General features: G+C 70.4%; 11 protein-coding genes. 10 read left to right on the top strand and 1 reads right to left on the bottom strand.

Features of this window, described 5'->3' with window-relative positions; genetic code table 11:
* Window positions 1-55: 55 nt before the first annotated feature.
* The 3 genes from ACICHK_RS08825 (at window position 56) to rpsD (ending at window position 3049) form a co-directional block, all read left to right on the top strand.
* Window positions 56-694 carry a vitamin K epoxide reductase family protein gene (locus ACICHK_RS08825; RefSeq protein ID WP_406836476.1) on the top strand — a complete coding sequence of 213 codons (639 nt, stop codon included), beginning with the start codon at window positions 56-58 and terminating at the stop codon, window positions 692-694.
* Window positions 695-738: 44 nt separating this feature from the next.
* A complete protein-coding gene (locus ACICHK_RS08820; RefSeq protein ID WP_406836475.1) occupies window positions 739-2094 on the top strand; it encodes a replication-associated recombination protein A in 1356 nt (451 codons plus the stop codon).
* A 340-nt stretch (window positions 2095-2434) separates the two neighbouring features.
* Window positions 2435-3049, top strand: coding sequence for a 30S ribosomal protein S4 (gene rpsD / locus ACICHK_RS08815; protein ID WP_151468465.1), 615 nt, complete (start codon window positions 2435-2437; stop codon window positions 3047-3049).
* A 39-nt stretch (window positions 3050-3088) separates the two neighbouring features.
* On the opposite strand, the gene ACICHK_RS08810 is transcribed toward rpsD, so the two are convergent.
* The gene (locus ACICHK_RS08810) at window positions 3089-5257 is read right to left on the bottom strand and encodes an ATP-binding protein (protein WP_406836474.1); all 2169 of its coding nucleotides are present in this window, start codon (window positions 5255-5257) and stop codon (window positions 3089-3091) included.
* A 161-nt stretch (window positions 5258-5418) separates the two neighbouring features.
* On the opposite strand from ACICHK_RS08810, the gene ACICHK_RS08805 reads away from it, so the two are divergent.
* From ACICHK_RS08805 to ACICHK_RS08775, 7 genes are all read left to right on the top strand, one after another.
* Window positions 5419-5853 (top strand): DUF948 domain-containing protein, encoded by a 435-nt coding sequence (locus tag ACICHK_RS08805; RefSeq protein WP_406836473.1) that lies wholly within the window; start codon window positions 5419-5421, stop codon window positions 5851-5853.
* Between the two features lie 7 nt (window positions 5854-5860).
* Window positions 5861-6214, top strand: a complete 354-nt coding sequence (locus ACICHK_RS08800) for a DUF6167 family protein (RefSeq protein ID WP_406836472.1) — start codon at window positions 5861-5863, stop codon at window positions 6212-6214.
* Window positions 6214-8886: an alanine--tRNA ligase gene (gene alaS, locus ACICHK_RS08795; RefSeq protein ID WP_406836471.1), complete on the top strand. Its 2673-nt coding sequence runs from the start codon at window positions 6214-6216 to the stop codon at window positions 8884-8886. The genes ACICHK_RS08800 and alaS overlap by 1 nt, the downstream gene beginning before the upstream one ends.
* A gap of 11 nt (window positions 8887-8897) precedes the next feature.
* Window positions 8898-9362, top strand: a complete 465-nt coding sequence (gene ruvX, locus ACICHK_RS08790; RefSeq protein ID WP_151468469.1) for a Holliday junction resolvase RuvX — start codon at window positions 8898-8900, stop codon at window positions 9360-9362.
* 123 nt (window positions 9363-9485) lie between these two features.
* The gene (gene mltG / locus ACICHK_RS08785) at window positions 9486-11294 is read left to right on the top strand and encodes an endolytic transglycosylase MltG (RefSeq protein WP_406836470.1); all 1809 of its coding nucleotides are present in this window, start codon (window positions 9486-9488) and stop codon (window positions 11292-11294) included.
* A complete protein-coding gene (locus ACICHK_RS08780; protein WP_406836469.1) occupies window positions 11275-12114 on the top strand; it encodes a shikimate dehydrogenase in 840 nt (279 codons plus the stop codon). Before mltG ends, ACICHK_RS08780 begins: the two co-directional genes overlap by 20 nt.
* A 52-nt stretch (window positions 12115-12166) precedes the next feature.
* A complete protein-coding gene (locus tag ACICHK_RS08775; protein WP_406836468.1) occupies window positions 12167-12583 on the top strand; it encodes a hypothetical protein in 417 nt (138 codons plus the stop codon).
* Window positions 12584-12585 lie beyond the last annotated feature (2 nt).

The following is a 12585-nucleotide window of genomic DNA, read 5'->3' as shown; positions in this document are numbered from 1 at the left end:
GGTGCGGCACAATGAGCCTGCCCACAGGCCACTTCGAAGCTACGGAAACGGCGTGATGAACAAGACGACAGTCAAGGACGTCCCGACCGATCAGGAACGCCCCGCCACCGCTCCGCGGACGGTGGGCGGCAGCCGCGCTCTCGCCGTGCTGCTGATGATCACGGGGGCGGCCGGTCTCCTCGCCGCGTGGGTCATCACGATCGACAAGTTCAAGCTGCTGGAGAACCCGAACTTCGTTCCGGGCTGCAGCCTGAACCCGGTGGTCTCCTGCGGCAACATCATGAAGAGCGAGCAGGCCTCGGCCTTCGGCTTCCCGAACCCGATGATGGGGCTCGTCGCCTACGGCATCGTGATCTGCGTCGGCGTGAGCCTGCTCGCGCGGGCCACCTTCCCGCGCTGGTACTGGCTGACCTTCAACGCGGGCACGCTCTTCGGCGTCGCGTTCTGCACCTGGCTCCAGTTCCAGTCGCTGTACCGGATCAACTCGCTGTGCCTGTGGTGCAGCCTGGCCTGGGTCGCCACGATCATCATGTTCTGGTACGTGACGTCCTTCAACGTCCGCAACGGCTTCCTGCCCGCCCCGGGCTGGCTCAAGAGCTTCTTCGGCGAGTTCACCTGGGTCCTGCCGACGCTGCACATCGGCATCATCGGCATGCTGATCCTGACCCGCTGGTGGGACTTCTGGACCAGCTGACCGGCCCGGGGGGATTGTCCGTGCGGTGACATAAGGTTCTTGACGTGGAGCCCGACCTGTTCACCGCCGCCGCAGAAGAACGCCAGGAGAAGGACCCCGCCGGCAGCCCCCTGGCCGTGCGGATGCGCCCGCGCACCCTCGACGAGGTCGTGGGGCAGCAGCACCTGCTGAAGCCGGGCTCGCCCCTGCGCAGACTCGTGGCCGAGGGGAGCGGCGGTCCGGCCGGACCGTCCTCGGTGATCCTCTGGGGCCCGCCGGGCACCGGCAAGACGACCCTCGCGTACGTCGTCTCCAAGGCCACCGACAAGCGCTTCGTGGAACTGTCCGCGATCACCGCGGGCGTCAAGGAGGTGCGCGCGGTCATCGACGGCGCCCGCCGCGCCGCCGGCGGCTACGGCAAGGAGACCGTCCTCTTCCTGGACGAGATCCACCGCTTCAGCAAGGCCCAGCAGGACTCCCTCCTCCCGGCCGTGGAGAACCGCTGGGTGACGCTGATCGCCGCGACCACCGAGAACCCGTACTTCTCGGTGATCTCCCCGCTGCTCTCCCGCTCCCTCCTGCTCACCCTCGAACCGCTCACCGACGACGACCTGCGCGGCCTGCTGCGCCGGGCGCTCGCCTCGGAGCGCGGCCTCAAGGACTCCGTCGCCCTGCCCGGGGACGCCGAGGACCACCTGCTGCGGATCGCCGGCGGTGACGCCCGCCGCGCCCTGACCGCCCTGGAGGCCGCGGCCGGCGCCGCGCTCGACAAGGGCGAGCCGGAGATCACCCTGCGGACGCTGGAGGAGACCGTCGACCGCGCCGCCGTGAAGTACGACCGCGACGGCGACCAGCACTACGACGTGGCGAGCGCGCTCATCAAGTCCATCCGCGGCTCCGACGTGGACGCCGCCCTGCACTACCTGGCCCGGATGATCGAGGCGGGCGAGGACCCCCGGTTCATCGCCCGCCGTCTGATGATCTCCGCCAGCGAGGACATCGGCCTCGCCGATCCGAACGCGCTGCCCATAGCCGTGGCCGCCGCCCAGGCCGTCGCGATGATCGGCTTCCCCGAGGCCGCGCTCACCCTCAGCCACGCCACCATCGCCCTGGCGCTGGCCCCGAAGTCCAACGCCGCGACCACGGCCATCGGCGCCGCCCTGGAGGACGTGCGCAAGGGGCACGCGGGCCCGGTGCCGGCCCATCTGCGCGACGGGCACTACAAGGGCGCGGCCAAGCTCGGGCACGCCCAGGGGTACGTGTATCCGCACGACCTGCCCGAGGGCATCGCGGCCCAGCGGTACGCGCCCGAGGCGCTCGCGGACCGGGAGTACTACGCGCCGACCCGGCACGGCGCCGAGGCGCGCTATGCCGACGCGGTGGAGTGGACCAGGAAACACCTCGGTAGAGGGCGTACCTGAGCACCCTGTAGCATGGCTCGAAGCGCTGAGTCCCGTGTCCGGCTCCGGTCGGCACCACCAGAACGGGACATCCAGCCGGAGCCCCCGCCTCCACGGGGGGATTCCAGGAGCGTCGCGCACCGTCGAAGGTGTCGCGGGCAGCCCACCACCACCCGGATTCCCGGGAGCGGCCGGTGGGCCACTCGCGTGCTGCACGTATGTGCCCAGACCCAGGAGCGGCTGCCCGCCCCGTCCACGTGGATCTCCACAACGGCGAGGAGGGTTTCCCGGGCTGCGGATTGCGACCTCCCCTAACCCTGGTGAAGCCGTATTCGCATCAGAAACATGAGGTGTTTGGTTCATGGCGAACCAGTCCCGCCCCAAGGTCAAGAAGTCGCGTGCGCTCGGTATCGCGCTGACCCCGAAGGCCGTCAAGTACTTCGAGGCCCGCCCCTACCCGCCGGGTGAGCACGGCCGTGGCCGCAAGCAGAACTCGGACTACAAGGTCCGTCTGCTCGAGAAGCAGCGTCTGCGTGCGCAGTACGACGTGTCCGAGCGCCAGCTCGTCCGCGCCTACGAGCGTGCCTCCAAGGTCCAGGGCAAGACCGGTGAGGCCCTGATCATCGAGCTGGAGCGTCGTCTCGACGCGCTGGTCCTGCGTTCGGGCATCGCCCGCACGATCTACCAGGCCCGCCAGATGGTCGTTCACGGCCACATCGAGGTCAACGGCCAGAAGGTCGACAAGCCCTCGTTCCGCGTCCGTCCCGACGACGTCGTGATGGTCCGCGAGCGCAGCCGCAGCAAGACGCTGTTCGAGGTCGCTCGCGCCGGTGGCTTCGCCCCCGACGGTGAGACCCCGCGCTACCTCCAGGTGAACCTCGCCGCCCTGGCCTTCCGCCTGGACCGCGAGCCGAACCGCAAGGAGATCCCGGTGATCTGCGACGAGCAGCTCGTCGTCGAGTACTACGCCCGCTGATCTTCTTACGGCGGACGCGGTACCACCTGCGCGTCAGTGTCAGCCCGTCGTCTCCCCGCCCTTCGAGGTGGGCGAGACGGCGGGCTCTCGCACGTCCGGGGGCAGTCTGCGCGGCGACGGCACCGCCCCGAGCGGCGGGACCCCGGCACCGCCCAGCGCACGGGCGACCGCCGCGTCCCGCCCGAGCAGCTCTCCCGCCCGTACGCACTCCTCGTAGCGCTCGTCCCCCAGCTGCTGCCGGGACAGGGCCGCGCAGCGTTCGTGCGGCGCGTTGTAGTACGCCGAACCGAACAGCGGCAGGCCCACCGACGGCCACATCCGCGACGCCGCCCCCTGGAGGAGCGCCGCCTCGGCCGGATCGCCCTCCACCGCCGTGACCAGGGCGAGCAGCTCGACCGAGAGGACGGTGCCGAGCAGATCACGGAAGCCGTGCGCGATGCCGAGCCCCCGCTCCAGCAGACCGCGGCCCCGTGCCGGATCGCCTTCGGCCTGGGCCTGGTACGCGAGGACGTAGAGCGCGTACGCCAGCGCCCAGCGCTCCCCGTGGTCCTCGCAGACCCCGCGGACGTCCTCGCACAGCCTCACCGCGCCCGCCATGTCGCCCTGGAAGGCGAGCGCCATCGCCAGTTCGACCTGGCCCATCAGCACATTGCTGTTGAGCTCGCCGATCGCGCGGTAGCGGTCCAGCGCCGAGCGCAGCAGGACCTCGGCACGCGCCATGTCGTCCGTGACCAGGGCCAGACAGCCGGTGCGGTGCTCGGCGTAGGCGAGGGCGACGGCGTTCCCGCAGCGCTCCGCCTCCTCTCGGCACTCCTGGAGCGCGGACAGCGCGGCCACCGGGTCCCCCTGGAGGACCGCCACGTAGCCGAGCACCCACAGGGCCTTCAGCCGTGACGGGTCACGGTCGCCGTCGAGCTCGACGCTGCGCTCCAGCCAGTGCCGGCCCTCGGAGAGCCGGCCGCAGCCGACCCAGTAGAACCACAGCGAGCCCGCCAGGTACTGGCCCAGATGCGCCTCCCCGGGTTCGCCGAGCGAGTACTCCAGCGCGCGGCGCAGATTCGGCAGTTCCGTCTCGACGCGGGCCGCCACCTCGCCCTGCCGCGGCGAGAACCAGTCCAGCTCGCACCAGGTGACCAGGCCCATGTACCAGTCGCGGTGGCGACGGCGCAGCCGCTCCGCGTCGCCCGCCGCCGCCAGCCAGTGCGCGCCGTAGGCCCGGACGGTGTCCAGCATCCGGTAGCGCACCCCCGCCGCGGTCTCCTCCCGCGACAGCACCGACTGCGCGAGCAGCTCGCCGAGCACGTCGAGGACGTCGTCGGCGAGCAGCCCGTCCCCGCTGCACACGTACTCGGCGGCCTCCAGGTCGAACTGCCCGGCGAACACCGACAGCCGCGCCCACAGCAGCCTCTCTCCCGGAGTGCACAGCTCGTGGCTCCAGCCGATCGCCGTCCGCAGGGTCCGGTGCCGGGGCGACGCGTCGCGCGCACCGCCGGTCAGCAGCCGGAACCGGTCCTCCAGGCGGTCGAGCAGCTGTGCGGGGGAGAGGGCGCCGACGCGTCCGGCCGCCAGCTCCAGCGCCAGCGGGATCCCGTCGAGGCGCAGGCACAGCTCCCGGACGTCGGAGGCGTTCCCCTCGTCCAGCGCGAAGCCGGGCACCCGGGCCGCCGCCCGGTCCGTGAACAGCTCCACCGCCTCCGCCACGTCCAGCGGGGCGAGCGGGAACACCCGCTCGCCCGCGATGTCCAGCGGCCTGCGGCCCACGGCCAGCACCCGCAGCCCGGGCGCCCGCCGCAGCAACTCGCCCACCAGCGAGGCGCTCGTGTCCACCAGGTGCTCGAAACCGTCCAGCACCAGCAGGAGCCGGCGCCCGGCGACGTGGTCGAGCAGCACCTGACGCGGAGGCTTCGCCGTGTGGTCCGTCAGACCGAGGGCCTCGGCCACGGCGTGGCCGACGAGTTCCGGATCGCGCACCGCGGACAGGTCCACGCGCCACACCCCGTCGCGCACGTCCGTCCCCGCCGCGGCGCGCGCGGCGAACCGCGTCTTGCCGACGCCTCCCGTGCCGGTCACGGTGACCAGGCGGACCGTCTCCAGCGCTTCGGCCAGTCGGGCGAGCTCCGCGGAGCGCCCCACGAACGCGTCGAGTTCCAGAGGCAGATTGCCGGGTACGGCGGGAGCGGGGCGCCGGGCGGGCTGAGAACGCTGCATGAGATACGGAGCGTACTGATCTGCTAGCGCTCCGTACAATCGGTTCGCGCAACTCCGTACTCCGGAGCGGATTAATGCGGTACGGAGCCCCGGCCCCGGCGCGATAGGCTCGGGTGACGACTTTTCGATGTTCAGGCACACAGTCAGGGAGCGGGTGCACAGTGTCCGGTGGTGAGGTGGCCGGGATCCTGGTGGCCGTCTTCTGGGCGATCCTGGTCTCCTTCCTCGCCGTCGCGCTGGTGAGGCTGGCCCAGACGCTCAGGGCGACCACCAGGCTCGTGGCGGACGTGACCGAACAGGCCGTCCCGCTCCTGGCCGACGCCTCCGCGGCGGTGCGCTCCGCGCAGACGCAGATCGACCGGGTCGACGCCATCGCGTCGGACGTCCAGGAGGTCACGTCGAACGCCTCGGCGCTGTCGACGACCGTCGCCTCCACGTTCGGCGGCCCGCTGGTCAAGGTCGCGGCGTTCGGCTACGGCGTGCGCCGGGCCATCGGAGGCCGTCGAGAGAATGTGCCCGACAAAGCGTCCCGGCGTACCGTGATCGTGGGCCGCACCGTCCCGTCCGCGCGGCGGGGAAAGCGGAAGAAGGACTGACGCAGCGATGTTCCGCCGTACGTTCTGGTTCACCGCGGGCGCAGCCGCGGGTGTATGGGCCACCACCAAGGTCAACCGCAAGCTCAGGCAGCTGACCCCCGAGAGCCTCGCGGCGCAGGCCGCGAACAAGGCGATCGACGCGGGCCACCGGCTCAAGGAGTTCGCGCTCGACGTCCGTGACGGGATGGCCCAGCGCGAGGCCGAACTCGGCGAGGTGCTCGGCCTGAACGGGCACCCGGACCCCGAACTGCCCACGCAACGCCGCATCGGCGCGATCGGCGGCGGGCAGTCCGGCGACAACAAGCAGATCAAGTACATCGACAACACGACGTACTCGTACAACCGGAATGAGGACCACTGATGGAGTCGGCTGAAATCCGCCGCCGCTGGTTGAGCTTCTACGAGGAGCGCGGTCACACCGTCGTCCCTTCGGCGTCGCTCATCGCGGACGACCCGACTCTGCTCCTGGTCCCCGCCGGCATGGTCCCCTTCAAGCCGTACTTCCTCGGCGAGGTCAAGGCCCCCTGGGCGCGCGCCACCAGCGTGCAGAAGTGCGTGCGCACGCCCGACATCGAAGAGGTCGGCAAGACCACCCGCCACGGCACGTTCTTCCAGATGTGCGGCAACTTCTCCTTCGGCGACTACTTCAAGGAAGGGGCCATCACCTACGCCTGGGAGCTGCTCACCTCGCCCCAGGACAAGGGTGGTTACGGCCTCGACCCCGAGCGTCTGTGGATCACGGTCTACCTCGACGACGACGAGGCCGAGACCATCTGGCGCGACAAGATCGGCGTCCCGGCCGAGCGCATCCAGCGCCTGGGCAAGAAGGACAACTACTGGTCCATGGGCGTCCCGGGCCCCTGCGGTCCGTGCTCCGAGATCAACTACGACCGCGGCCCCGAGTTCGGCGTCGAGGGCGGCCCGGCCGTCAACGACGAGCGCTACGTGGAGATCTGGAACCTGGTCTTCATGCAGTACGAGCGCGGCGAGGGCATTTCGAAGGACGACTTCGAGATCCTCGGCGAACTGCCCAGCAAGAACATCGACACCGGCCTCGGCCTCGAGCGTCTCGCCATGATCCTGCAGGGCGTGCAGAACATGTACGAGATCGACACCTCCATGGCCGTCATCAAGAAGGCCACCGAGCTGACGGGTGTCGAGTACGGCGCCGCCCACGGCTCCGACGTCTCGCTGCGCGTGGTCACCGACCACATGCGCACCTCCGTGATGCTCATCGGCGACGGCGTGAGCCCCGGCAACGAGGGCCGCGGCTACGTGCTGCGCCGCATCATGCGCCGCGCCATCCGCAACATGCGCCTGCTGGGCGCCACCGGACCGGTCGTCAAGGACCTCATTGACGTCGTCATCGGCATGATGGGCCAGCAGTACCCGGAGCTGGTCACCGACCGGCAGCGGATCGAGACCGTGGCCCTCGCCGAGGAGGCCGCCTTCCTCAAGACGCTGAAGGCCGGCACGAACATCCTCGACACGGCCATCACGGACACCAAGTCCTCCGGTGGCACGGTCCTCGCCGGCGACAAGGCCTTCCTGCTCCACGACACGTGGGGCTTCCCGATCGACCTCACCCTCGAAATGGCCGCCGAGCAGGGCCTGTCGGTGGACGAGGACGGCTTCCGCCGCCTGATGAAGGAGCAGCGGGACAAGGCCAAGGCCGACGCCCGCGCCAAGAAGACCGGCCACGCCGACCTCGGCGCCTACCGCCAGATCGCCGACGCCGCCGGCGAGACCGACTTCGTCGGCTACGACGGCACCGAGGCCGAGTCGACGATCGTCGGCATCCTCGTCGACGGGGTCTCCTCCCCGGCCGCCACCGAGGGCGACGAGGTCGAGATCGTCCTCGACCGCACCCCGTTCTACGCCGAGGGCGGCGGCCAGATCGGTGACACCGGCCGCATCCGGGTCGACTCCGGCGCGATCATCGAGATCCGCGACTGCCAGAAGCCCGTTCCCGGTGTGTACGTCCACAAGGGTGTCGTCCAGGTGGGTGAGGCCACCGTCGGCGCCAAGGCCCAGGCCACCATCGACGTACGCCGCCGCAAGGCCATCGCCCGCGCCCACTCGGCCACGCACCTCACGCACCAGGCGCTGCGCGACGCCCTCGGCCCGACGGCCGCCCAGGCCGGTTCCGAGAACCAGCCCGGCCGCTTCCGCTTCGACTTCGGTTCCCCGTCCGCCGTCCCGACGGCCGTGATGACGGACGTCGAGCAGCAGATCAACGAGGTGCTCGCCCGCGACCTGGACGTCCAGGCCGAGGTCATGAGCATCGACGAGGCCAAGAAGCAGGGCGCCATCGCCGAGTTCGGCGAGAAGTACGGCGAGCGCGTCCGTGTCGTGACCATCGGCGACTTCTCCAAGGAGCTGTGCGGCGGTACCCACGTGCACAACACCGCCCAGCTCGGCCTGGTCAAGCTGCTCGGCGAGTCTTCCATCGGCTCCGGCGTGCGGCGCATCGAGGCCCTGGTGGGTGTGGACGCGTACAACTTCCTGGCCCGTGAGCACACGGTCGTCGCCCAGCTCCAGGAGCTGGTCAAGGGCCGTCCGGAGGAGCTTCCGGAGAAGGTCTCCGCCATGCTCGGCAAGCTGAAGGACGCCGAGAAGGAGATCGAGAAGTTCCGCGCGGAGAAGGTCCTGCAGGCCGCCGCCGGTCTCGTCGAGTCGGCCCAGGACGTCAACGGCGTCGCCCTGGTCACCGGGCAGGTCCCGGACGGCACGGGCGCCGACGACCTGCGCAAGCTGGTCCTCGACGTGCGCGGCCGCATCCAGGGCGGACGGGCCGCCGTCGTGGCCCTGTTCACGGTCGTGGGCGGCAAGCCGCTGACGGTCATCGCCACCAACGAGGCCGCCCGTGAGCGTGGTCTGAAGGCCGGCGAGCTGGTCCGCGGCGCCGCCAAGACCCTCGGTGGCGGCGGTGGCGGCAAGCCCGACGTCGCCCAGGGCGGCGGCCAGAACCCCGCCGCCGTCGGCGAGGCCATCGACGCGGTCCAGCGCCTCGTCGCCGAGACGGCCGAGTAAGGGCCGCGGACATGCGCAGAGGACGTCGGCTCGCGATCGACGTCGGGGACGCCCGGATCGGGGTCGCCTCGTGCGACCCCGACGGGATCCTCGCGACTCCGGTGGAGACGGTCCCGGGACGTGACGTCCCGGCCGCCCACCGCCGGCTCAGGCAACTCGTCGAGGAGTACGAGCCGATCGAGGTCGTCGTCGGGCTCCCCCGCTCCCTCAAGGGGGGCGAGGGCCCGGCCGCGGCCAAGGTCCGTGCCTTCGCCCAGGAGCTCGCGGAAGGGATCGCTCCTGTTCCGGTACGGCTCGTGGATGAGAGGATGACCACGGTCACGGCCGGCCAGGGCCTGCGTGCCGCGGGCGTGAAGACGAAGAAGGGCCGGTCGGTGATCGACCAGGCTGCAGCAGTCGTCATCCTGCAGCAAGCCCTGGAATCCGAACGGGTGTCAGGCAAGTCGCCCGGAGAGGGCGTCGAAGTGGTCATGTGATCGCGATACGGTAACGTTCCGCCCGATGCGGTGGTGTTCGAACAGCCGTCGCACAGTGAAGAGGCGGACGGGAGCCGGGCCATGCGAGCCGGCCGCTGCCGGCTCGCGGCTCGTAGGGGATCGATGACTGAGTATGGCCGGGGCCCTGGCTCCGAACCGTGGAATCCGGAGGACCCGTTGTACGGGGACGTCGGATGGGGCGGACAGGCCGCTGACGGCCAGTCCGCCTATAACGGCGGCCAGCCGCAGCACTATCCGCAGCAGCAGGGCGACTGGGGCCAGGGGCAGCAGTACCAGGAGCAGCAGCAGTACGCGCAGCAGGGCCAGCACGGGCAGTACCCCGGCCAGCAGCAGTACCAGGGCCAGCAGTTCCAGGGCCAGCAGTACCCCGGCCAGGGCCAGCAGCAGTATTCCGGCCAGGGGCAGCAGCAGTACGCGCAGCAGCAGTACCCCGGTCAGGGTCAGCAGTACCCGGGTCAGGGCGGGCAGCAGTACCCCGGCCAGGGGCAGCAGTACCCGGGGCAGGGTCAGCAGCAGTACGCCGACAGCGGCACCGGCGCGCAGTCGCAGGTGCCGTACACGGCCGACCCCGCCGACCCCTACGCGGGCCAGTACACGGGCGAGCAGCCCGACCTCTACAACACGCCCGACGCCTATCCGCCGCCCGAACCGCCGGCCCGGCGCGGCGCCGAACCCGAGCCCGAACCGGACTGGGACCCGGGACCGGACCAGGGCGAGCACGCCTTCTTCGCCGGTGACGACGACGAGGACGACGACTTCGACGAGGACGACGACGACCCGAAGGAGCGCCGGGGCCGCGGTGACCGCAAGGAGCGCGGCGGCGGCAAGGGCAAGAAGAGCCGCAACGGCTTCGCCTGCCTGGTGGTCGTCCTGGTCTTCGGCGGCGGTATCGCCGGAGCCGGGTATTTCGGGTACCAGTACTACCAGAATCGTTTCGGCTCCGCCCCCGATTTCGCGGGCGAGGGTTCGGGGCAGGTCGCCGTCGAGATTTCCAAGGGCGAGGGCGGCTATGCGATCGGCCAGAAGCTCAAGGCGGCCGGTGTCGTCAAGAGCGTGGACGCGTTCGTGTCGGCCCAGGCGGAGAATCCCCGGGGCAAGTCGATCCAGGTCGGCGCCTACATCCTGCGCAAGGGGATGTCGGCCAAGAGCGCCGTCGCGCTGATGCTCGACCCCAAGAGCCAGAACAACGTGACCGTGCCTCCCGGTACCCGAAATGCCCAGGTGTACCAGCTGATCGACGCGAAGCTCAAACTCCCCAAGGGGACGACGAGTGCCGTCGCGAAGAAGAAGTACAAGACCCTCGGGCTTCCGAGCTGGGCGAACAGCAACAAGGACATAAAGGACCCCCTGGAGGGCTTCCTCTACCCGCTCACGTATCCCGCCGCCAAGGGGATGAAGCCCGAGACCGTGCTGAAGAGCATGGTCGCGCAGGCCAACAAGAGGTACACGGCGCTGGGGCTCGTGGCGAAGGCGAAGGAGCTCAAGCTCGACGATCCGCTGCAGGTGGTCACGGTCGCGAGCCTGGTCCAGGCCGAGGGCAAGACGCACGACGACTACCGCAAGATGGCCGAGGTCGTCTACAACCGTCTGAAGAGCACCAACACCGAGACCAATCAGAAGCTGCAGTTCGACTCGACCTTCAATTACCTGAAGGGTCAGAGCAAGATCAATATCGGCGAGTCCGAGATCAACAGCAATCCGGACCCGTACAACACGTATTACCATCGGGGTCTGCCGCCCGGTCCGATCGGCAATCCCGGTGACGACGCCTTCAGGGCGGTGTTCAACCCCACGAAGGACGGCTGGATGTACTTCGTGGCGACCGACGGTCAGAACAACACGGAATTCGCCAAGACACTCGCCGAATTCGAGAAACTCAAGGACAAGTTCAATGCCAGCTCGGGCAACTGATGCCCGCCGGGCCGCGGTGCTCGGTTCGCCGATCGCCCACTCCCTCTCCCCGGTGCTGCACCGCGCGGCGTACCGGGAACTGGGTCTCGGCGACTGGACGTACGACCGCTTCGAGGTCGACGAGGAGGCGCTGCCCGCCTTCGTCGAGGGCCTCGGACCGGAGTGGGCCGGACTGTCGCTGACCATGCCGCTCAAGCGGGCCGTCATGCCGCTCCTCGACGAGATCAGCGAGACGGCCGCCTCCGTCGAGGCGGTCAACACCGTCGTGTTCACCGAGGACGGGCGGCGGGTGGGGGACAACACCGACATCCCCGGAATGGTCGCCGCGCTGCGCGAGCGGGGCGTCGAGCAGGTCGACTCGGCCGCCGTCCTCGGCGCGGGCGCCACCGCCTCCTCCGCGCTGGCCGCCCTCGCGCGGATCTGCACCGGCGAGGTCGTCGCGTACGTCCGGAGCCGGGAGCGGGCCGCCGAGATGCGGCAATGGGGCGAGCGCCTCGAGATCGAGGTGCGCACCGAGGACTGGGCCGACGCCGAACGGGCGCTGCGGGCGCCCCTGGTGATCGCCACGACGCCGGCCGGGACCACGGACGCGCTGGCCGCCGCCGTCCCGGGGCGCCCCACGACCCTCTTCGACGTGCTGTACGACCCCTGGCCGACCGACCTCGCGGCGCGCTGGTCCGCGTACGGCGGGGCCGTCGTCGGCGGACTCGACCTGCTCGTGCACCAGGCGGTGCTCCAGGTCGAGCGGATGACCGGACGGCACCCGGCCCCCGTGGACGCCATGAGGAAGGCGGGGGAGCACGCGCTCGCCTCCCGCTAAGATCCACTGAGTTCCGCAGGGGGCGGAGCGCGGGGTAAGGGGGGTCAGGTACATGACTAACGTGTCCGCCGGGGTGCCACTGGCGTCGGGCAAGGGCGAGATCTTCGAGCTCGTCCTGAAGTTCATGCCCGACTGGGTGCAGGTCACGGTGCTCGCGCTGGTCGTGCTCGCCGTCGTCGGCTCCTGGATCGTCAAGCTCAAGCGCAAGATCCAGTACTGGCGTGCCGTGCGGGCGGGCCGGCCCGTGCACGCCGCGGCGCAGTACGGACAGGGACGGGGCGCGGACTATCTGGGCGCGTACGCCCCCCAGCAGGACCAGTCCCAGCAGGACCAGTCCCGGCAGAACCAGTCCCGGCAGAACCAGCCCCCGCAGACCCCGGCACCGCAGACCCCGGCACCGGCCGGGCCGAGCGGCGCCGACTTCCTCGGCAGCTACGCGCCGGGGCAGGGGCGGGACGGGACGCGCTGAGT

Origin of the sequence: Streptomyces sp. AHU1 (assembly GCF_045343905.1) — a bacterium.
GTDB classification, from domain to species: Bacteria; Actinomycetota; Actinomycetes; order Streptomycetales; family Streptomycetaceae; genus Streptomyces; species Streptomyces triticiradicis.
This window is presented reverse-complemented; position numbering and strand designations above follow the sequence as displayed.